We start from the raw sequence: 20,205 nt of genomic DNA on the forward strand, positions 1-20,205 counted from the left end.
GATAGCGACACGATATGAGCGACTGGCCAGGAATTACCAGTCGATGTTATCCCTTGTGTCTGCTGTCATATGGCTCGCCTGAATGAGAACACCCCCTAGGAGATTCTCAGGGAGCAGCTAGAAGCCCTGGGTGTTCGGGTGACGTTGGCAGACGATGGTGAGCAAGCGCTGTTGCGCTGGAGTGAGGCGTCGTTCGATCTGGTGATCACCGACGTCAATATGCCCAGGCTCGATGGCTATCAGCTGACTCGCCGCTTGCGTCAGCTTGATCCGTTGGTGCCGATTATTGGCGTGACCGCCAATGCCTTGCGCGAAGAAGGCGAGCAATGCCTGGAGGCCGGGATGAATGTCTGGCTGGTCAAACCCTTGAGTCTGACGACATTGCGCCAGACCCTGTCTGCCTATGCTCCCCAGCCTGTCCGGGTGCAGGCGCCCCCTGCTGCGGCCCTGGCAGCGGATGATCTGGAAGACTGGATTACGCTGTCACCGATGATGCACCGGCTGTTTATCACCACCCTGCAGGAGGATCTGGCGCAGGCGCAGCTGGCTTTGCAGCAAGCCAACACATCGAAACTGGTCAGCTATGTGCACCGGATGCATGGCTCATTTGCCACGGTAGGCGCCGTCACCCTGGCGGCGGTTTGCAATGAGTGCGAAATCGCTTTGCTGCGTGAGCCTTTGAACCCTGAGTCAGCCGATGAGATCAAGGCGTTGTTGCAGCGCTTTCACCGCGTCTTGTCGAGGCTGGTGGACGGGGAGTTGTACCCCGGTGGCGAGTAAGCAGGCGGCCTGCTCACTACAGGCGCGATGACTGCTGTACCTTAGATTCGTCCCCCCAATAACAATATGGACGTTTTTATGGCCTCTACCCAAACGCTTCAGTTTTCATCCATGCCCACCTTGCTCGATGCCTTGCGCGAGCTTCTCGGTGAGCGATTAAGCACCCGCCGCGCCGAGTGCGAGCAACACGGGCGCGGTGAGTCATACCACCCGTCTTTACCGCCGGATGCGGTGTGTTACGCCGGGTCCACTGCCGAGGTCGCGGCCATCGTAAAACTCTGCGCAGCGCAGCGGGTGCCGATCATTGCCTTTGGCGGGGGGACTTCACTGGAAGGGCATGTGGGTGCCACTCGGGGCGGGGTCTGTATCGACCTGAGCCGCATGCAGCGAGTCATTGCTGTGCGTCCCGATGATCTGGATGTCACGGTAGAGGCGGGCGTCACCCGGATGCAACTCAATGCCGAACTGCGCACCACAGGTTTGTTCTTTCCGGTCGATCCCGGTGGCGAAAGCACCTTGGGCGGCATGGCGGCTACCCGCGCTTCAGGTACCAATGCGGTGCGCTACGGGACCATGCGCGAGAACGTATTGAACCTCACCGTGGTACTCGCCGATGGTCAGGTGATCAAGACCGGCGGCCGCGCGCGAAAGTCGGCCGCAGGCTACGACCTGACTCGTTTGTTCGTCGGCTCGGAAGGCACCCTGGGGATCATCACCGAAGTCACGCTGCGCCTTTACGGCATCCCGGAAACCACCTGCGCGGCAGTCTGCACCTTCCCGACGATTGCCGCGGCGGTCAGCTCGGTGGTGTCCATCATTCAATACGGCATCCCGGTGTCACGGGTCGAATTGCTCGATGCGCGCACGGTGCAGGCCGTCAACCGCTTCTCGCAGATGGGGCTGGCCGAGACGCCGACGCTGTTTTTCGAATTCGCCGGCTCCCCGGCCAGCGTGGCCGAGCAGGTCGAATTAACCCGGGAAATTGTCGAAAGCAACGCGGCACTGGGTTTTCAGGCGGCCGCTGATGCAGATGCGCGTAATGCGCTGTGGCGCGCCCGGCACAATGTTCACTATGCGATGCAGTCCATGCGCCCGAATGCGCGGATCTGGAGTACCGACGTCTGCGTACCTATTTCGGCGCTGACTCAATGCATTGCCGAAACCGCTGAGGATGTGGCCCGGGTGTCTTTTTTTGTCGGTATGGTCGGGCATGTGGGGGACGGAAACTTCCACTTGGGGTTGGTGGTCGACCCGGATAACGAGGCAGAAATGGCTGAAGCCGAAGCGCTCAATGAGCGTGTGGTAGAGCGCGCCATTGCCCTGGAGGGCACGTGCACCGGTGAGCATGGCATCGGTTCGGGAAAGATAAAGTACATGTCACAGGAGCATGGGGCCGCACTCGGTGTCATGCGTCTGGTCAAGCAGGCACTCGATCCGTTCGGTTTGATGAACCCGGGCAAAATCCTGCCTGAGGCTTGATGCTCGGCTGGCGGGGGCGCTTTCTCAAATAACGGATAATCGTAAGCGCAGGTATTTATTGATCTTTTTTTATTTGTTTATTGACGCCCCGACCGTAAAACACGTTTAATTGCACCCTTGCCCAGATAGCTCAGTCGGTAGAGCAGGGGATTGAAAATCCCCGTGTCGGCGGTTCGATTCCGTCTCTGGGCACCACAACACCAAAACCCCTGATGCCTCACGGCTTCGGGGGTTTTTTGTTTGTGGCCGTTGTAGATGTTTGCAATCCCAATCTGCCCATCCTTGTGATGAACAACCCTTTGTCGCCTCGCCACTCGTCACGCCTTTTAGGGTGTCTACTTTCAGTAAGGCGTTGTCTTTACAAAGAGGTGGGCGCGATGAGCAACGAACAGGTAGCACCTGAAACGAAAGGCGTGACGGTCAAACTGCTTGCCGCCATTGACCTGGGCCCCGAGATCGAAGGAATGGCAGGGCGCCAGCTTCGCATGCGTCTGGTGACGATTGAGCCGGGAGGCGTTTTTGGGCCGGTTCACAACCATATAGACAGGCCTGGCACCGTCTACATTCTGCACGGTGTGATAACCGACCATCGGAATGGCGTGGCTACGGACTATGGCCCGGGTGTCGGCTGGCCCGAGGACAGGCACACCACGCACTGGCTAGAAAACAGAGGGGCGATGCCGGCGGTGGAGATATCGGTCGATATTGTCAGGCAAGAATAAGCCCGTGTCCGATACCCGGGCTGGCTGTGCGGGAGCATGGCGCGAAAAACGAATACCCCAGACACAAGAAAGCCCGCACTAGGCGGGCTTCTTGTTGGTTTCATTTTCATCTTGCGATGTAGTGAAACCGGTGTTTGGTGGCTACACAGGGACTTGAACCCCGGACCCCAGCATTATGAATGCTATGCTCTAACCAACTGAGCTATGTAGCCAATGGCGCGCATTATTCCCTCGTAATGGACATGTGTCAAGCAAATATCTTAAAAAATTCTTTGTCCTATCAACTGCTTAAGGTTTTCCGGCACTTGGATGGCAATATGTTGTAAAAAAATGGCACATTGAAGCACCTGCAAGTGCGCATTCACCTGATGTCCGGAAACTCTTATGGCTCTTAGCAACGCTCAAACAACAACAAGTACCGCTTCGCAAACCCCTCAGTCCAGCCCGCTCGTCATGCGCATCATCGGTGCCGTGGCGCTGGCGCATCTGATCAATGACCTGATTCAGGCGGTGCTGCCGTCGATCTATCCGATGCTCAAGGCCAAATATGACCTGACGTTTACCCAGATAGGGCTGATTACGCTGACGTTTCAGCTCACCGCGTCACTGTTGCAACCCTGGGTGGGGTACTACACCGATCGACATCCGAATCCGTTGCTGTTGCCGGCCGGTATGGTTTGCACCCTGGTCGGGATTCTGATGCTGTCGCAAGTCGGCAGCTTTGCGCTGATTTTGCTGGCGGCAGGCCTGGTGGGGATTGGATCCTCAACGTTTCACCCGGAAGCTTCCCGGGTGGCGAGGCTGGCTTCGGGCGGGCGCTACGGTTTGGCGCAATCGACCTTTCAAGTCGGTGGCAATGCCGGCTCAGCCTTCGGGCCATTGCTGGCGGCAGCGATCATCATTCCCTTTGGCCAGGGCAACGTCGCCTGGTTCGGGCTGTTTGCGCTGTTCGCGGTCGGGCTGCTGTATGTCATCAGCCGCTGGTACCGTAACCACTTGAACCTCTTCAAGCTCAAAGCCGGGCAGAAGGCTACTCACGGGCTTTCGAAGCAGCGCGTACTCAGTGCGTTGGTGGTCCTTGGCTTGCTGGTGTTCTCCAAGTATTTCTACATGGCGAGCCTGACGAGCTATTACACCTTCTTCCTGATTGAGAAGTTCGATGTGTCGGTCGCCACTTCACAGTTGTATTTGTTCCTGTTCCTAGGCGCTGTCGCGGCGGGTACGTTTTTTGGTGGCCCGATCGGTGATCGTATCGGCCGCAAGGCGGTGATCTGGTTCTCGATTCTCGGGGTCGCGCCGTTCACGTTGCTGCTGCCCTACGCCGACCTGTTCTGGACCAGTGTGCTAAGCGTCATCATCGGGTTTATTTTGGCGTCGGCGTTCTCGGCGATCGTGGTGTATGCCCAGGAGCTGGTGCCGGGCAATGTGGGGATGATCGCCGGTATCTTCTTCGGTTTGATGTTTGGCTTCGGCGGGATTGGTGCCGCCTTGCTCGGCCATCTGGCTGACATTCATGGCATCGAATATGTATACGGCCTGTGTTCGTATCTGCCGCTGTTCGGCGTGCTGGCCATCTTGCTGCCGCGCACCAAAAAAGCCTGAACGCCCCAGTCTTAACGGCACCAGGCCAGGTGCCGCTTGCCTTCAACCATGGGGCTACCTCATCAGTAGCCCCATGGCTGGCAGCACAATCATGCGACTGACAGTTCACTGGCTCAATCTCACCTAAAGTCAGGGCTTACTTCCCTGTTGCGCACCCGTTCAACACGGCAGTGCTGATATGGCCCATGGCAGTTCTAGCAGTGGGTCGCAATCTTGAGTTGCTCACGTGCACGGGAGATGCGCGAGCGAACCGTACCTATGGGTATCTCCAGGGCACTGGCCGTGTCGCGGTAGCTGCCCCCGGTTTCCAGTGATGCATACAGCGTATTGCGCATTTCAGTCGGCAGCCGGTTGATGGCAATGAGCGTCAGCTCAAGTCGCCGGTTGATCTCGAACTGTCCGCCCGGGTCCTGGGCGCAGTTCTCCTCATGGCACAGCACCTCGTCAAACTCGCAATGCACAGGCCTGGCGTACAGGCGGCGAAAGTGACTGCGGATCAGGTTTTGCGCAATGCCGCACATCCAGGTACTGAGCGCTGCCTGGCCGTTGAAGCGGCCTTTGCTGCGCCAGGCCTCAAGGCAGGTTAATTGAAAAATATCGTCTGCATCTGCGGGATTCAGGACGCGTTTATGAATAAACAGGCGCAGTTTTTTCTGGAGCGCGAGTGACAGATCCAGTGGGTCGCATGGGGGAGGCAAAAGGGGAGGCGCTAAAACATCATCTAAGTGATTCATTCTTTATCCTCAAGTGAACGCTATCGAAATAGTTTCGACGAGGACCTGCCAAGCATCGCTTATGCCAATGATGGACTGTTTTTATCTGTATGTTTTTTATGGGTATTTGCTGCGGTTGGTGTTTTTTCAGTGCTGTTTTTTGCATGGCGGCTTTTTTCTTGTGCCATTTTTTTCACAAAAAATGCCGTTGAACGACCAAGGAACCGTTTGCCTGTGGACGACCACACAGGTACTCGAAACTTCCTTGATGGCATCTCTATGAAAGTTGACGTGCGAAACGATGTTGCGTCGGTCTCCATCCCGCTTGTCTCCCTGCGGGAGGTCCGGGCGCAAGCCCCTCAGGCTTCTCAGCAAAATGCCGCCGAGGAAGTCGGCATGCTGTTCAGCCAGAAGGTAGAGAGCAGCAGCAAAGTGCAGCCCGGACGAAACCTGCGCACGGATACCCCCGTGCTGAAAATCCAGGGTATCCAGCAACTCAACGAGTTGTATGAGCAGTTGGGGCATCCCGGTCAGATCAGCCTGGGGCAGTTGACCCGGCAAGTCCGTCAGGAGCTCATGTCCAGGCCCAGTGTCGAGAGTTTGCTGGCGCTGACCGGTGACGATCCGGCCCGTACCTATGTCGTGCTGCAGCACGTGACGGCCCAGGCCCAGGCGCAAGGGCGAGAGCCGGATGCTGTTCAGGCGCAGGCTTTTCAAGAGCAGGTACAGGTACGTTATCTGCGGCAGATCCAGGCAGGTGTGAACATTGCCCAGGCGCTGAAGGCCGCCAATGGTGATGCATCTTTGCGCCAGGCCGTTCGCACGCTGTATTACTCCAGCGTGGTGATGAAACAATCGCTGGTGAGTATTACGCAGGCATTGCTGGGGTTGTTTGGCGAAGAAGGGGTCGATGCCGGGTTGAACATGATGGGCCGGGCCCTGGCGGATGATATTGCCGCCCATCGTCCGTCTGTACCGACAGACAAGTTGCGTACCTTGCTCCTGGGGCTACAGGCCTGCGGCCAATTGGGCGGCATCCTGCACAGTTGTTGCCAGTTTATTGAGCGATCGCCTGCCCGTGCCCCGGCGGGTGAATACACCGGTGTCGCCCTGTTACAGCGCTTGCTGGGGTACACGAGTACAGGCACCGACCCCGGCGAGATTCAGGACCTGAGCCGGGAGTTGGGAGGGGAGGGGCTTTCCGGCCAACTGGTCTCCCTGAACCAGGTCTATTCACTGGTTCAACGGCTGCCGCTGGCGGTATGGAGTGATCCGCAAAACCGTCAGGCCACGCTCCAGTCTTTATTGGCGCTGATGGGGGAGCACACTCGGGCCGAGGGTATTGCGCCACTGAGGCCCGGGTTGTCGAGACCCATTCGATGACACTTGTGCAGTGGCTCAACAAAGGCCTGTCGAACGTCGCCAAAGGGGGCGAGGCTCTGGGGGCGGTGTTTGTACTGGGCATTGTGTTTATCTTTATCGCGCCGCTGCCGACGTGGCTGATAGATGTCCTGATCGCGATCAATATCTGTATTTCCTGCCTGCTGATCGTTCTGGCGTTTTACCTGCCGAGCCCTCTGGCGTTCTCTTCGTTCCCCTCGCTCCTGCTGTTGACCACCATGTTTCGTCTGGCGCTGTCGATTGCGACGACCCGTCTGATCCTTCTGGAGCAGGATGCGGGTGAAATTGTCGAGGCATTCGGCAACTTCGTAGTTGGGGGCAATCTCGCCGTCGGGCTGGTGATCTTTCTGATCATCACCATCGTCAACTTCCTGGTGATCACCAAGGGCTCCGAGCGTGTGGCGGAAGTCTCCGCGCGTTTCAGCCTGGATGCGATGCCCGGCAAGCAGATGTCCATCGACAGTGATTTGCGCGGCGGGCTGATTGATGGGCCCCAGGCCCGTCACAAACGCGACGAGTTATCCCGGGAGAGCCAGTTGTTCGGGGCCATGGACGGGGCCATGAAGTTCGTCAAAGGGGACGCTATCGCAGGCCTGGTCATTGTGGTGATCAACATAGTGGGCGGGTTTTCCACGGGCATGTTGCAGCATGGTATGAGTGCGGCAGATGCCATCACGCTGTATTCGGTATTGACCGTCGGTGACGGCCTGATCGCTCAGATCCCGGCCCTTCTGATTGCGTTGACTGCGGGGATGATCATCACCCGTGTCGCCCCTGACAATCCGTCGGCAAGCACCAACGTCGGGGTGCAGATCGGGCAGCAAATAACCCGCGAACCCAAAAGCTGGATGGTTGCTTCGATCGGGATGCTGGCGTTCGCCGCGTTACCGGGAATGCCGACCCTGGTGTTTATCGCGATTGCCCTGGGCACCTTTGGCCTGGGGCTTCATTTGTGGTTGCGCACCAGGAAGGCAGAGGAGCCGCAGGTTGTCGAAGTGCCGCAGCTTGCCCCCGGGCAAAACGGCGAAGAGGATTTGCGCAGCTTTGATCCATCCAGGCCTTATGTGCTGCAGTTTGCAACTGCCCATCAGGATCTCGGGCCAACCACGCAACTGATTCACGGCATTCGCCAGGTGCGTAACAGCATCGTCACAACCGTGGGCTTGACGCTCCCCCCATTTGAAATCGAATACAGCCCCACGCTTGGCGAGGATGAATTCCGTTTTTGTGTGCACGAGGCCCCGGTGCTCAAGGCCACCTTTAGTGAGCGCAGGGCGGTGAGGCGTGCCAGCCTGCCAAGCGAACCCCTTGATGCACTCAGGGGCAGCGAGCAGCGGGATGAGCTGGACTGGTTATGGCTGCAACCCGATGACCCGGTGCTGGCCGGGGAGAGCGTCGAGTCGTTCAGTGCCCAGACCTTGATCATCGAGCGCATACGGCGAGCGATGATGATCAGCGGGCCGCAGTTTTTAGGTGTCCAGGAGAGCAAATCCATTCTCTCCTGGCTCGAGCAAACCCAGCCGGAACTGGTGCAAGAGCTGCAGCGCATCATGCCCCTCTCCCGATTCTCCGGCGTACTGCAGCGCCTGGCCAGTGAAGGGGTGCCGTTGCGTGCAGTGCGCCTGATCGTCGAAGCACTGACCGAGCACGGTCAGCACGAGCGTGAAGTGATTGCGCTCGCGGACTATGCGCGCATAGCCCTGAAGTCGCAGATTTATCACTTGCACAGTGAGCTCGACGGGCTTCATGCCTGGCTGCTCTCACCCCACACCGAAAACATTTTGCGCGAGGCGTTGCGTCAGACCCAGACCGGGGTTTTCTTTGCCCTGGACACCGAGCACAGCACCCAGTTGGTGGAGCAGCTCAAGGATGCCTTTGTGCCGGGGTTGCGCGAAAAAAGCGTGATGCTGGTCGCCCACGATCTGCGTAGCCCTTTGCGCACTTTATTGTTCGATGAGTTCAACCATGTGCCGGTCATGTCGTTTGCCGAATTGATGGGCTCGGCGAAGGTGAAAGTGCTTGGCCGGTTTGATTTTGAATACGAAGGGCTGCTGCGTGAGGCGGTCTCTTGAGTCATCAGGGCGTGCCGACCGACAACGCGGGCGAGATGTTCGAGCTGCGGGTTTTAAGCGGCCTGCATCAAGGCGCTGCATTGCCATTGTTCGGTGATCAATGGTGCATCGGTGCCAGCGCAGAGGCCGACCTGGAGTTATACGACCCCGGTATTGAGGCTCAGCACGCTCAACTGTTCTGCAGTGACGGTCGATGGCAGGTGCAAGCCCGGCAAGGTCTTTTGCAGGACGAGTGCGGGGCTGTATTGGCGCGCATTGCAAATCTGGCGCCCAGGGTCGAGTTCTCCATTGGCGGTATCCGGCTTTGTATCGCCATCACCGACAGCTTCTGGTCCCAGGAGCCTGTTCATGTGCCGGGCACGTCGAACGAAGTTGCGGTCAATGAGCGGGCAGCATCCACGGCAGTTCGATGGAAAACCGGGCTGGTCTGCGCACTGCTGGTGCCGCTGGCGGTGGCCGGCGGGTTGGTCTTGCCCTCCAGTGACGTGATGCCACCGCCCCGGGAAGAGGCCTCAACCAGTGACAAGCGTCGGCTCGCGACGCCGGCAGAGGTGCATCAGCAATTACGTAAAATGTTGATCGAGCGCGAGCTGGGCCATCAAGTCAGCCTTGAGCTCGCCAACGATCAAATCACCCTCGGCGGTGACGTCTCGAAAGAGTCGCAGGCACTGGTTTCACGGATGCTTGCCCGTTTTTCGGCGCAGTTCGACACGACAGTGCCGATCATCAACCAGGTCCAGGCGCTCAGCTCGGACCTGCCATTCAGGATCGTTCAGATCATTGGCGGCCAAAAGGCCCATGTGGTGTTGGCAGACGGGCGCCGCCTGTTTTTCGGTGATGAAATTGATGGCTTGCGCCTGACCGTTATCGACAATCACCGCTTGCTGTTTGAAGGCAAGCAGCGGTACGAGGTGAAGTGGTGAGCAAGAGCATTCAAGAAAGGCTTGAGTGCTGGCGGCAGGGCCAGTCCGCCCGGTTGGCCGGTTTTGCGCCAGTGGCTCTTTACGGCCGGGTACAGCGGATCAATGGCATTTTGCTGCAATGCCGTTTGCCACATGCCCGGATCGGGGATTTATGTCAGGTCGAGACCTCGGGCCAAGGGTGGGTGCTCGCCGAAATCATCGGTTTTGATCAGCAGGACGCGATGCTCAGTGCCCTTGGCAACCTGGAAGGCATTTGCGCAGGGGCGGCGGTTAAACGCCTGGGAGGGGCGCACCAGGTTCGTGTCGGCAATGATTTGCTGGGCCAGGTTCTGGACGGATTTGGCCGACCGCTCACCGGCTGCGGGTGGGGAGCCTTCGCCAGGCCGCCTTGTGAGGCTGCCGGTGCGGTGTTGTGCGAGGCGCCACTGCCCACCGAAAGACCGCGCATCTGCCGCGCATTATCGACCGGGGTGCGGGCAATTGATGGAGTGTTGACGCTGGGCGAAGGTCAGCGGGTGGGGCTTTTTGCCGGGGCCGGGTGTGGCAAAACCACACTGCTGGCTGAAATCGCCCGCAACGTCGATTGCGATGTGATCGTCTTTGGGCTGATTGGTGAGCGGGGCCGCGAGTTGGGCGAATTTCTCGACCATGAACTGGACGATGCCTTGCGCGCCAAAGCCGTTCTGGTGTGCGCAACGTCTGATCGCTCAAGCATGGAGCGGGCGCGCGCAGCCTTCACGGCGACCGCCCTGGCCGAAGGTTTTCGCAGCAAGGGGCAACGGGTTCTATTGCTGATCGACTCCCTGACGCGCTTTGCCCGGGCCCAGCGTGAAATCGGTCTGGCAGCGGGTGAACCGCTGGGGCGTGGTGGTCTGCCGCCTTCGGTTTACAGCTTGCTGCCGCGATTGGTGGAGCGCGCAGGGTTGACTCAACAGGGGGCTATTACCGCGATCTATACCGTGTTGATCGAGCAGGACTCCATGAGCGACCCCGTTGCGGATGAAGTCCGTTCCTTGCTGGACGGGCACATTGTGTTGTCACGAAAGCTGGCCGAGCGCGGCCACTATCCGGCGATTGATGTGCTGGGCAGCCTGTCCCGGATCATGGGTAATGTTGCAGCGCCTGCCCAGGTGCAGAACATGACGTCTTTAAGGCGTTTGCTGTCTGCCCATCAACAGATTGAGTTGATGCTCAAACTGGGTGAGTACCAGGCGGGGAACGATGCGCTGACCGACATGGCGGTCGAAAGTCGGCAGCGGGTAGACGCTTTTCTTCGCCAGGACTTGCGTGAGCCCACGCCATTTCCGGTAACGCTGGAGCAACTCAGCGAGTTGACTGCCCATGTACCTGCCTGAAGTGCCTCTGAGTGAAATAGAAACCCTGCAATGCCTGCGCGGATTTCGGGCCGAGCGGGCCGAGCGGCAGTTGCGAAAAGCCCTGGCGGCCCTGCAGGCGCTGAGCGTGCGTATCGAGCAGGCCCGGGTGCTGGTCGAACAAACCCGTCTGCAAGAAGCCCGGCAGCGGGCCGAATTATTGGGCCGGCATCGGGGGCGGGCAGTGTCACTGCAAACCCTGACAGGCTGGGGCGAGGCGGAGCGTAAGGCATGTGCCGAAACGGTCCGTGAAGAACAACGCCTGCAGCTGTTGTTCGATCAGCAGCGGCGGGAAGTGATCGACGTTGAGCGTGCGCGCAAGCACGCCTCGCAGTGTCGGCGGGCAGTAGAAAAGCTTCGGGAGTTATCCGTGCAATGGGGGCAGAAGGTCCTATGACCGAGCTATCAGTGCCCACACTGCAACGTGCGCTTCCGCACGACTCCGGGTCACGGAGGCGTGTCGCCGACAGCAAGCTGTTCAACGCGTTTTTGGCGTCAGGTGTCCAGGGCAGTCTGCCCGATACGCGCCTGGCAAACCCTGCGGATGCTGTCGAGTTTGCCCAGGCCATGTCCGAGCATTTGATGCCCCGCCTTGGGGGGAGCGGCCACTGGCCCCTGCAATTTGTGATGTGTCTGGCCCGTCGCGGACGGATCAAGGTCAGTGCGCGCCATGAACCTCAGGGCTGGAGTATCTGGCTGGATGCCGAGCGCGCCGACACCTGCCAATGGCTCGCAGGCCAGCAGCAGCGCTGCCAGCAAAGCCTTGCGCGCCGATTGGGCCGGCCCGTGAGGATAGAACTGATGCAGGGGGTGCGGCCATGACCGCAACGGCAATCTGTTTGCCCCGGCAGGACAGTCTGGTGGTCGCGGCTTATCGCCGGCTGGGCCGTGGCCTGCGCTTTTTGTTCCGGGTAGCCGACGAGGCCGGTGAGCTTGTGCTTGAGCCCGGCCCGACCCCGGATTCTGGTGTTTCACTGTCCTTTGAAAGCGGATGTGGCGTCATGACGTTCAGTGACTGCACTGCCATTCTCAGCTTATTTGGTGAATGCCCTGTGGTGCTGGCAGACACCGGCAATGATCCGGATTCATGGTTCTGGGGGCTTTTTCAGCAGCGTTTGAGCCCGCAATTAACCGGGCTTTTTGGTTACCTGCGACCCCTTGCCGATGTACAGCAGGGCACTTTCGAATGCCGGGTCAGCGTGGCGCTTGGGCAATCGCGCAGCGTCGGCCGGCTGACGATGCCCGCGCAAACCCTGCTGGCGCTTTATGACGCGGGGACGTGGCAGGCAATCAAGGCGCCGCTGTGGGAGGGCTTTGCGGTGTCGATCCCGATAGTGCTCGGGCACTTGCAACTGGCGATTGAACAGGTGCGCACGGTTCGCCCCGGTGACGTGTTGCTGGCGGAGTGTTCCGGGTTCAGCACCGAAGGTTTTGGATCATTGAGGGTGGGGCGGCTCAAGCTGGATACGCAGATGGATGATGGCGGCGGGCGCAGGTGCCTGAAGATTTGTTCTGTTGAGGAATCAGCGATGGATGATGTTCTTTTTACGAGCACGGGCGTTGCGCCAATTGATGAACCGGGCGCAGCGATTGCGCTGGATGAGCCGATTGAAGGCTTGTTGCTGGAGATGAGCGTTCGTTGCGGAGCACTCAAACTGAGCCTGGGTGAGCTGCGCCAGTTGGCCCCCGGCATGGTGCTGACCGTTGAGGGTTATGGCGCAGGCATGGCCGGGCTTTACTACGGTGATCGCCGGATTGGCCACGGCCAACTGGTGGAGGTCGACGGCCGTCTCGGCTTGCAGCTGTCGCGCATCAGTTTTTCACAATGACGGTTCAAGGGGTTGATCCCTTCCTGCTGGCGCTTTTCCTTGGCGGGTTGTCATTGATGCCGTTGCTGCTGGTGGTGTGTACGGCATTTTTGAAAATCTGCATCGTGTTGATGATCACCCGTAATGCGATCGGCGTGCAGCAGGTGCCGCCGAGCATTGCGCTCTACGGCATTGCTCTGGCAGCGACGTTGTTTGTGATGGCGCCTGTGGGTTATGAGACCGCCCGCATCCTCAAGGAATCGCCGGTGGACCTGAGCAGCTTGCAGGCCTTGCAGGCCAGTGGGGCACAAGCCGTGAAGCCTTTGCAGGGGTTTATGGTGCGTAACACGGCCCCCGATGTGCTGACTCATCTGCTGGAGAACACGGCCCGCCTGTGGCCGCAGGAAATGGCGCAACAGGTCAATCGCGATGACCTGATTCTGCTGGTTCCGGCATTTGTGCTCTCGCAGTTGCAGGCCGGATTCGAAATAGGTTTTCTGATCTATATCCCGTTCATTGTCGTCGACCTGATCGTGTCGAATCTGCTGCTGGCCCTGGGCATGCAGATGGTCTCGCCCATGACGATTTCACTGCCTCTCAAGTTGCTGCTGTTTGTGCTGGTATCCGGTTGGACACGCCTGCTCGACAGCCTTTTTCTGTCCTACCTTTGAGGCGCCAATGGACTCGATTCTGTTGTTCAAGCAGGGCATGTTGCTGGTGGTGGTGCTGTCTGCGCCACCGCTGATCGTGGCGGTTGTCGCGGGGGTGCTGACATCACTGGTCCAGGCCTTGATGCAGATCCAGGACCAGGCATTGCCCTTCGGTATCAAGCTGGTCGCCGTGGGGATCACGCTGGCGCTGACGGGGCGCTGGATCGGCGTCGAGTTGATTCAACTGCTCAACCTCACCTTTGACATTGCCGCGCGTTCGACGCGTTGAAGGGAGCCCTGCCGTGACGCCGTCCATACCGATCCTTGAGTATTTGCCCAGCCTCGCCATTGCGATGGCGCGCCTGTACCCCTGTTTTTTTCTGGTCCCTGCATTTTGCTTTCAGCATGTGCGCGGGATGCCGCGTCATGCCATCGTTTTTTCACTGGCATTGATCCCGGCCCCGGGCATTTATCACAACTTGCCGGCGCTGGACTACAGCATGCTGGCGCTTTGCGGGTTGCTGCTCAAAGAAGCTGTACTGGGCTTTTTGCTGGGCATGCTGCTGTCGATGCCCTTCTGGTTGTTCGAGTCGGTCGGCGCATTACTGGACAACCAGCGCGGGGCTCTGATCGCAGGGCAGCTCAACCCGTTATTGGGCCCCGATGCGACACCCATCGGGCATATGTTCAAACAACTGAGCATTTTTTTGCTGATTGTCACGCTGGGGTTAGGCAGCCTGACCCAAGTGATCTGGGACAGTTATCTGATCTGGCCGCCTACACTCTGGCTCCCGACGCTGGCAGAGGATGGCTTTGATGTTTTTGTTGGTCTGCTCGGGGATACCTTCACCCATCTGCTGCTGTATGCGGCGCCGTTTATCGCGTTGCTGTTGATGATCGAATTCGCCATTTCCCTGTTGAGCCTCTACAGCCCGCAGTTGCAGGTTTTTGTGTTGTCGATGCCCGCTAAAAGCCTGGCCGGGCTGGGCTTTCTTTTGCTGTATCTGGGGTTGCTTGAAGAATTGATTGTGGGGCGCATGGGGCTGCTGGGCGACCTCAAACATTCACTCGGCCTGTTGTTCAAGGTGACCTGGCCATGAGTGACTGCGGTGAAAAAAAGTACGATGCGAGCCGCAAGAAACTTCAGGATCAACGGCAAAAAGGGCAAGTCGCGCAGAGCCAGGACATCGGCAAACTGCTGGCCCTGACCGCCATCAGTGAAATAGCCCTGGCCTCGGCCCAGGGCACCATGCAGCGTCTTCAGCAACTGTTGATGTTGCCCGTGTCACTGATGGGGCAACCCTTTATCCGTGCGCTGCAAGAGGTCGCAGCCGGGGCGGCCCAGGTGTTTTTCGGGTTCGCGCTCCTGATGACAGGCCTCGCAATCGCCATGAAATTGATCAGCAGCTGGCTGCAGTTCGGTTTTTTGTTTGCCCCCCAGACTCTGTCACCGGACTTCAACCGGCTTAACCCGATCAATCAGGCCCGGCAGATGTTCTCGGGCCAGGCCTTGATGAACATGCTGATGGGCGTGCTCAAGGCCCTGTGTATCAGCTTTGTGCTGTACCGGGTGATTGGCCCGGACCTGGGCGTGCTGGTGGGGTTGGCCAACGGTGATTTACCGGGCTACATCGAGGCGTTGATCGTGTTGTTTCGACGTTTGTTGCATACCTGTCTTGGCCTGTTACTGGTGCTCGCACTGGTGGATTGGGCTTTGCAAAAATACTTTTTTGCCAAGCGCATGCGTATGACCCATGACGAAGTGGTCAAGGAATACAAAGGCATGGAGGGTGACCCCCACGTCAAAATGCTGCGCCGGGCACTGGCCCAAGAGCTGGCCCAGGATGCGCCGGTGGCCAAGCCACTGCCGCTGGAAGAGGCCGACATGTTGCTGGTCAACCCGACTCATTTTGCTGTTGCACTGTATTACCGTCCCCCCCACACACCGTTGCCGATGTTGCTCGAAAAAGGGGTCGATGCTCAGGCCCGGCAAATGATCGACAGGGCCAGGGCGGCGGATGTCCCTGTGATCCAGTGTGTCTGGCTGGCCCGTACGCTGTATCGCGAAGAGGTCGGCGACTGTATTGGCCGCGAGACATTGCAGGCCGTTGCCCACATCTACCGCATTCTGCGTGAACTGGATGATGACGCGCGTCGTGAAACCATAGAACTGCCTGAACTTGATCGCTGATGACCGGGCATGAGGGAACCGCGAGGGTTTTCAGTGTCACTCAGTTGTCATCAGCCGATAAATTCGAGCCTGCCATGTTTTTGGGCCCAGCAGATCCAGTTCGTCTTGAAAAGAACCTTGGTACTTCGCAGAGCGGAGCCAACCCGGCCATCCGGCAGAAGCCTGCCACTCGAAGTATTGGCCGATGGTGTTCCGATCTTTTCCGGCTGGGTCGCTCCAGCGCACATCCCCCGGAGCTGGTCCAGTTTCGCAGTTATCGTCCATCGTCCATGGCGTTCAGCGCCGGGGTTCAGCATGGAAAGGTTGTTGCAGAAGGTTCGCAGGCCGGGCGGGATATCGCCGGGCAACTCAATCAGCTCCCCGGGCGCCTGACCCCGGCCCCCGGTTACGCGGGCAAGGAGCAAGGGCTGCGCGTGCTGGATGAGAAGCTCAATGTGTTTCACATACAGTCCACGCCGGCCGTTGCCGCGGCGTTCAAAAGCAGTTGCCCCCTGGCTGGCGGCGACTGGGGGCCCGACAACCCTGGTCGGGCCCATTTGGGACAGGTCAGTGAGGTACACACAACCCGGGACGGTAGCCAGTTTCGTTTGAAAGAGCAGCGTCTGTACCGGTTCGAGCCGCAGACCTGTGCCTGGCTGGCTGACAAGGATGAGGGCAAGTACACCCGTCTTGGCCTGACCCGGGAAGGTGCCCTGATGAAAGTCCCACAGGGCGTCAGTGACCTGAGTATTGCCGGTCAAACACAGGCAAGCCTGAGGCCATGCGCGCAAGGTGCCGTTCTTCACATCCATCGCGACAAGGGTGTGCCCGTTGTCCGTCTCACACCTGTCAGTGAGTCGGGCGAGCCTGTACAGCTAACATGCATTGGGCTGGCGGGTGATGTGCTGTATGCCTCGAACCTGAAGGGCGAGTTGTTACGTGGGGATTTGCGCACGGCCAGGGAGGGGGATCTGGAGATGGTGCGTGAGCCGATCGGTCAGCTTGGGCATTTCTTCAAGGACGGCATCACTATCAAGGGGTTCATGCATGACGATAATGCTCAGCTCAACGCCCTGTTTCTCGATGCATCCAAGCAGCTCCACAGCAGCCCGCTGACTGACGGGGCAGGGCTGGCACCGGGCTGGAATCTCAGTGATGTGATGTTTAAGGCGATCGACAAAGGTGTGCCGCAACCGGGGCCGGGAGCACTGGCCGGTGCTGTGGATCTTGGCGTGCGGGGCAAGGTCGCGCTGCAAGGCAATACCCTGTTGTGCTGGGACTCGCCGGCTCAGCGTTGGGAGCAGACGGATCAACTCAATGTCGACCATCTGGAGCGAGGCCTGGATGGCCGCGCCTATGTGCTGCAGGACGGTCAGTTGAAAGTGTTGGTCCCCCATAAAACCTGGGAGCCGTTACATATGGGCGCCAGTTATGATCTGGCCCCGCCCAATGGTGCACAAACCCGGTTTGCGTTCGAAGCAATGACCGCAGGTTCTGAGCGAATCATCACCGGTTTTGCAGTGGATAGCGCTCGACGCTTTGTGAGCCTGGACCATAACAACCAGCTGCATGCTCACATCGATGGAAAAGAAACGGCCTTAAGGTTTAGCAAGGCTGAAGATGTGCGAGCACTGGCGCTGGATCACCTTGGCAACCTTTATGGCCAGACCAAAACCGGCAAGTTGCTGAGGCTGGAAAAGGCATTTTGGCAAAACCCGTCGTCATCACACGTTGCCTGGACGTCGGTGAAGTTGCCCGGCAATGAGCAACTGAAAACACTGCGCATGGGAGCCGATAAGCATTTGGTTGCCAGTTGGGGAGAGAACCATCCTCAACTGAAGCGCTGGGGCGAAAAATATCGCCAGCTGAATATTTCATCTGACGGGGCCTTGCAGTGGGAGCCGCTTGCAGCGCAGTCAAAGACGCGTGTGAGCTCCCTGGGTTCGGTATTGAGTGGCGGTGAGTTGAAAACACAGAACCATGCAACTTCCTTGGCCGTGAGCTCCACTGTCCTGGGGCAAACTACGGAGGGGGTTAAGCGTGAAGGCGGCTATTTCAAAGGTTTAAGCGCGCACTTCAAACCTTATGAAGGGATTAAAAATATTGCTCACGACCTTCAGCATCGCATTAAAGGGCGTGTCGGGATGGCAGGCCTTTATGACAGTGACAAAGCACTGCGTCAGCAACTCAAACCGTTGGCGAGCGCGCCGCAGGCTTCGCCGGATTTAACTGCTCGTCTTGAACGACTGCAGGGGCACGAGCCCTTGCAAGGGATCGTCAAGGCGCTCAATGCAGCACGGCTGCAGCTGGAAAAAAGCAGTGAGTCGTCGGCGTCCAGGCTGGGTGAGCTGCACGGAACCCAAACGCCCCCTGGGCCTGACAAAACCGTGACTGTTGGCGATCCCGAGTCAACGCTTCATCAGATACGCAAGGCGTTTGAAAATCTGTCGCCTTCTACGGGCAACAGAACGTTAGCCCTGCTTCGCAGTTATGAGCAGCAGGGCGTTGTCCTGTCGAAGTGGAGCGCTGATAACAAGCGGGATTTGAAAAACCCCACGGCGCTGATCGAAAGCGATTTGATTCATCATGCTCTGACCCTGTCGCACCTGAGCGGTCTCATTTCAAGGCTGGAGGAACCTCATCCCGACGTGACGCACATTGCGGCCTCATTAGAAAACGTCATGCAGGATTACCACGACAATCCTGTCCATAAAAAAACTGCGCAAAATATCAACAATTACGCGCAAGCCGAGGACCTCTACAAAAACTTCAAGTTGCTGGCCAAGGATCTGGGTACCCCCGGGTCCGCTCTCCATTTTCATATTGCCCGCACCTTGGGGGTCGGCCAGGGGGGCGATCTTAAACAGGCTCTGATGCGAGAGGTCCAGCAGTCTGAAAGCGGCCAAACCATTGGGTCGAGCCGCAACATCACCAAGAGCGCAGGGTTGTTGGCGCTGGGCATTGCGCCTGTGCCCTTCCTTGAGTTTTACATTGGCGCTTCGAGGGGCAAGTCCAACGGGGTAACGATCAGCCGAACCGATGAGGGCGCCACGGTAAAAATCAGCATGGACACCAAACATGCCCTCACTACTTCTGTAGGGACGAGCTTGGCGCCGTTCTCAGTCGGTGATGTGATTGGGGCCGATCTGAAACTGGGTGTGAAGGCCAACCTGGGTGCATCGCATGAAAAGGGCGCGAGTATCAGCTTTGATGTGGAAGAAGCCGACTTTCCAAGAATGATGGAGATCCTGACGGGGGAGCGGGGGGATGTATTCGACTTGCTGGATCTCGGCAAGGATCACAAGTACGGCCATCGCTCGAAAAACAATGTGGACCTGAGTGTTTTTGCGCTCGCACAAGGCCGTGTCCATTACCAAGCGCTGCAAGACCCGGGGCCACTGGCTGGTTTGGTTCGTACGGCCATAGGCGGTAGTGCGAGCCTTAACCTGGTGCATTTTGATCAAGGCAGCTCGGTAATCCAGGGGCTGAACGAGGTGACTCATACTCAAGAACATAATGTTCAGTTGTTGAATAAAGGTGGCGTTTCTATCGGTGTGGCGCCCGGGAATACGTCGTTATTGGCTCAGGTTGAACCGCAGGGTTCATCCCTGGTGGGTTTCACATGGTTCGATTCTTCGCTCTCGGTCAACTTTGATCGCAGTAGATCGGGGGCCTTGAACTTTACATTCAAGCCTGTACCGGCCGTTGAGCAGATAAAGGTCAATGATATGCGTGATGCATTGTCGGGCTTTTCCCCGCAGGCAAAGCGCGAACTGCAGGCACTTCCCTCTGAGGGCGATATAGGTGAGCAACTGCAAAGTCTTCATCGACTATTGGACCGTTTGCCGACACCTAAGACTGGGCTTGAAGAGCAGGCTGTGCTGAAAGCCAATATGCAAACGCTTCTTCAGCAGCACCAATGGAGCACACAGGGCAGGCGCGAACTTGGCTCCGTCGAGCGAACAGTGTCCTATGTGGGGCTGGATGGCGACGCAGAGCATGGGTGGATGGACGATACGGCAGCGGCAAACAAGGCGGCCATTATCCGGATGCTCCAGAGCCAGCCGCAATTGGCCCGAACACTTAAAGAGCTGGAGAGCAACAAAGGGACTTCAGTGAGCGTGGGGCTCGAGGTCAAACCGGATGTGCTGCGGATGATTGAAAGTGTCACTGCTGATGGGGGCGCGGCACAGGATGAAGTGGAACGTGCGCTGAAAAATACGGACAACCTGCGGATTAAAAGCCTGTGCGTGAACTACACGGCTAGCCGGACCCACAGTATGGAGCTGACTCTGCCCGTGCTGGCGTTTGCCAGCAGTGTATCTCTGAGCCATACCCACAAGATTCTCAACACTGAATTCGAGTACGGCATTGATCAGAACACCCCTGTACTCATGAAATTCAAGGATGTTTTATCGCCCGCCCAAGAGGCGGACCTCAACCCTGAATTGCTCGAACAAAACATTCGCAACAGTCGCCGGCCCGTGTTTTAAAAACTCTAGCCCGTCCGGT

General features: G+C 58.3%; 18 protein-coding genes and 2 tRNA genes. 17 read left to right on the top strand and 3 right to left on the bottom strand.

Annotated features, from left to right (window positions below):
* Positions 1-102: 102 nt before the first annotated feature.
* The 4 genes from ACZRMS_RS12690 (at position 103) to ACZRMS_RS12705 (ending at position 2,981) form a co-directional block, all read left to right on the top strand.
* The gene (locus ACZRMS_RS12690) at positions 103-780 is read left to right on the top strand and encodes a response regulator (RefSeq protein ID WP_463995685.1); all 678 of its coding nucleotides are present in this window, start codon (positions 103-105) and stop codon (positions 778-780) included.
* Positions 781-858: 78 nt separating this feature from the next.
* Positions 859-2,259 (top strand): FAD-binding oxidoreductase, encoded by a 1,401-nt coding sequence (locus ACZRMS_RS12695; RefSeq protein WP_463995522.1) that lies wholly within the window; start codon positions 859-861, stop codon positions 2,257-2,259.
* Positions 2,260-2,378: 119 nt separating this feature from the next.
* A tRNA-Phe gene (locus ACZRMS_RS12700) sits at positions 2,379-2,454 on the top strand.
* 182 nt (positions 2,455-2,636) lie between these two features.
* Positions 2,637-2,981: a cupin domain-containing protein gene (locus tag ACZRMS_RS12705; protein WP_463995523.1), complete on the top strand. Its 345-nt coding sequence runs from the start codon at positions 2,637-2,639 to the stop codon at positions 2,979-2,981.
* 135 nt (positions 2,982-3,116) lie between these two features.
* Here ACZRMS_RS12705 and ACZRMS_RS12710 read toward each other — a convergent pair.
* Positions 3,117-3,193: transfer RNA gene (locus ACZRMS_RS12710), tRNA-Met, on the bottom strand.
* A 172-nt stretch (positions 3,194-3,365) separates the two neighbouring features.
* Between ACZRMS_RS12710 and ACZRMS_RS12715 the strand changes: the two genes are divergently transcribed.
* A complete protein-coding gene (locus tag ACZRMS_RS12715; protein WP_463995524.1) occupies positions 3,366-4,583 on the top strand; it encodes an MFS transporter in 1,218 nt (405 codons plus the stop codon).
* Positions 4,584-4,777: 194 nt separating this feature from the next.
* Here ACZRMS_RS12715 and ACZRMS_RS12720 read toward each other — a convergent pair whose 3' ends face one another.
* Both ACZRMS_RS12720 and ACZRMS_RS12725 read right to left on the bottom strand, forming a co-directional pair.
* Positions 4,778-5,317, bottom strand: coding sequence for an RNA polymerase sigma factor (locus ACZRMS_RS12720; RefSeq protein ID WP_463995525.1), 540 nt, complete (start codon positions 5,315-5,317; stop codon positions 4,778-4,780).
* A gap of 59 nt (positions 5,318-5,376) precedes the next feature.
* Entirely contained in the window at positions 5,377-5,616 is a 240-nt protein-coding gene (locus ACZRMS_RS12725) for a hypothetical protein (protein ID WP_463995526.1), read from the bottom strand.
* A gap of 76 nt (positions 5,617-5,692) precedes the next feature.
* On the opposite strand from ACZRMS_RS12725, the gene ACZRMS_RS12730 reads away from it, so the two are divergent.
* Genes ACZRMS_RS12730 through ACZRMS_RS12785 form a run of 12 tightly spaced genes read left to right on the top strand, consistent with a single transcriptional unit; the run spans position 5,693 to position 20,186 of the window.
* Positions 5,693-6,679, top strand: a complete 987-nt coding sequence (locus tag ACZRMS_RS12730; RefSeq protein WP_463995527.1) for a TyeA family type III secretion system gatekeeper subunit — start codon at positions 5,693-5,695, stop codon at positions 6,677-6,679.
* Complete coding sequence (gene sctV, locus ACZRMS_RS12735; protein WP_463995528.1) at positions 6,676-8,769, top strand: type III secretion system export apparatus subunit SctV; 2,094 nt, start codon at positions 6,676-6,678, stop codon at positions 8,767-8,769. Before ACZRMS_RS12730 ends, sctV begins: the two co-directional genes overlap by 4 nt.
* Positions 8,766-9,692 (top strand): FHA domain-containing protein, encoded by a 927-nt coding sequence (locus ACZRMS_RS12740; RefSeq protein WP_463995529.1) that lies wholly within the window; start codon positions 8,766-8,768, stop codon positions 9,690-9,692. Before sctV ends, ACZRMS_RS12740 begins: the two co-directional genes overlap by 4 nt.
* Positions 9,689-11,047 carry a FliI/YscN family ATPase gene (locus ACZRMS_RS12745; protein WP_463995530.1) on the top strand — a complete coding sequence of 453 codons (1,359 nt, stop codon included), beginning with the start codon at positions 9,689-9,691 and terminating at the stop codon, positions 11,045-11,047. The genes ACZRMS_RS12740 and ACZRMS_RS12745 overlap by 4 nt, the downstream gene beginning before the upstream one ends.
* On the top strand, positions 11,034-11,462 hold the full coding sequence (locus ACZRMS_RS12750) for a type III secretion system stalk subunit SctO (RefSeq protein ID WP_463995531.1): 429 nt from the start codon (positions 11,034-11,036) through the stop codon (positions 11,460-11,462). Before ACZRMS_RS12745 ends, ACZRMS_RS12750 begins: the two co-directional genes overlap by 14 nt.
* A complete protein-coding gene (locus tag ACZRMS_RS12755; RefSeq protein WP_463995532.1) occupies positions 11,459-11,887 on the top strand; it encodes a type III secretion system HrpP C-terminal domain-containing protein in 429 nt (142 codons plus the stop codon). The genes ACZRMS_RS12750 and ACZRMS_RS12755 overlap by 4 nt, the downstream gene beginning before the upstream one ends.
* Positions 11,884-12,894 (top strand): FliM/FliN family flagellar motor switch protein, encoded by a 1,011-nt coding sequence (locus ACZRMS_RS12760; protein ID WP_463995533.1) that lies wholly within the window; start codon positions 11,884-11,886, stop codon positions 12,892-12,894. Before ACZRMS_RS12755 ends, ACZRMS_RS12760 begins: the two co-directional genes overlap by 4 nt.
* Positions 12,891-13,544 (top strand): type III secretion system export apparatus subunit SctR, encoded by a 654-nt coding sequence (gene sctR, locus ACZRMS_RS12765; RefSeq protein WP_463995534.1) that lies wholly within the window; start codon positions 12,891-12,893, stop codon positions 13,542-13,544. Before ACZRMS_RS12760 ends, sctR begins: the two co-directional genes overlap by 4 nt.
* A 7-nt stretch (positions 13,545-13,551) precedes the next feature.
* Positions 13,552-13,812 (top strand): type III secretion system export apparatus subunit SctS, encoded by a 261-nt coding sequence (sctS, locus tag ACZRMS_RS12770; RefSeq protein WP_463995535.1) that lies wholly within the window; start codon positions 13,552-13,554, stop codon positions 13,810-13,812.
* A 13-nt stretch (positions 13,813-13,825) separates the two neighbouring features.
* A complete protein-coding gene (sctT, locus tag ACZRMS_RS12775; protein WP_463995536.1) occupies positions 13,826-14,623 on the top strand; it encodes a type III secretion system export apparatus subunit SctT in 798 nt (265 codons plus the stop codon).
* The gene (gene sctU, locus ACZRMS_RS12780) at positions 14,620-15,714 is read left to right on the top strand and encodes a type III secretion system export apparatus subunit SctU (RefSeq protein WP_463995537.1); all 1,095 of its coding nucleotides are present in this window, start codon (positions 14,620-14,622) and stop codon (positions 15,712-15,714) included. Before sctT ends, sctU begins: the two co-directional genes overlap by 4 nt.
* Complete coding sequence (locus ACZRMS_RS12785) at positions 15,714-20,186, top strand: AvrE-family type 3 secretion system effector (RefSeq protein WP_463995538.1); 4,473 nt, start codon at positions 15,714-15,716, stop codon at positions 20,184-20,186. Before sctU ends, ACZRMS_RS12785 begins: the two co-directional genes overlap by 1 nt.
* Positions 20,187-20,205: the final 19 nt, after the last annotated feature.

It is taken from the genome of Pseudomonas sp. B424 (assembly GCF_055408345.1).

What these genes read in the sequence shown, in the direction of transcription:
- ACZRMS_RS12695 (WP_463995522.1), top strand. Translation starts at nt 859, where the DNA reads ATGGCCTCTACCCAAACGCTTCAGTTTTCATCCATGCCCACCTTGCTC.
- ACZRMS_RS12705 (WP_463995523.1), top strand. Translation starts at nt 2,637, where the DNA reads ATGAGCAACGAACAGGTAGCACCTGAAACGAAAGGCGTGACGGTCAAA.
- ACZRMS_RS12715 (WP_463995524.1), top strand. Translation starts at nt 3,366, where the DNA reads ATGGCTCTTAGCAACGCTCAAACAACAACAAGTACCGCTTCGCAAACC.
- ACZRMS_RS12720 (WP_463995525.1), bottom strand. Translation starts at nt 5,317, where the DNA reads ATGAATCACTTAGATGATGTTTTAGCGCCTCCCCTTTTGCCTCCCCCA.
- ACZRMS_RS12725 (WP_463995526.1), bottom strand. Translation starts at nt 5,616, where the DNA reads ATGGAGACCGACGCAACATCGTTTCGCACGTCAACTTTCATAGAGATG.
- ACZRMS_RS12730 (WP_463995527.1), top strand. Translation starts at nt 5,693, where the DNA reads ATGCTGTTCAGCCAGAAGGTAGAGAGCAGCAGCAAAGTGCAGCCCGGA.
- sctV (WP_463995528.1), top strand. Translation starts at nt 6,676, where the DNA reads ATGACACTTGTGCAGTGGCTCAACAAAGGCCTGTCGAACGTCGCCAAA.
- ACZRMS_RS12750 (WP_463995531.1), top strand. Translation starts at nt 11,034, where the DNA reads ATGTACCTGCCTGAAGTGCCTCTGAGTGAAATAGAAACCCTGCAATGC.
- ACZRMS_RS12755 (WP_463995532.1), top strand. Translation starts at nt 11,459, where the DNA reads ATGACCGAGCTATCAGTGCCCACACTGCAACGTGCGCTTCCGCACGAC.
- ACZRMS_RS12760 (WP_463995533.1), top strand. Translation starts at nt 11,884, where the DNA reads ATGACCGCAACGGCAATCTGTTTGCCCCGGCAGGACAGTCTGGTGGTC.
- sctR (WP_463995534.1), top strand. Translation starts at nt 12,891, where the DNA reads ATGACGGTTCAAGGGGTTGATCCCTTCCTGCTGGCGCTTTTCCTTGGC.
- sctS (WP_463995535.1), top strand. Translation starts at nt 13,552, where the DNA reads ATGGACTCGATTCTGTTGTTCAAGCAGGGCATGTTGCTGGTGGTGGTG.
- sctU (WP_463995537.1), top strand. Translation starts at nt 14,620, where the DNA reads ATGAGTGACTGCGGTGAAAAAAAGTACGATGCGAGCCGCAAGAAACTT.
- ACZRMS_RS12785 (WP_463995538.1), top strand. Translation starts at nt 15,714, where the DNA reads ATGACCGGGCATGAGGGAACCGCGAGGGTTTTCAGTGTCACTCAGTTG.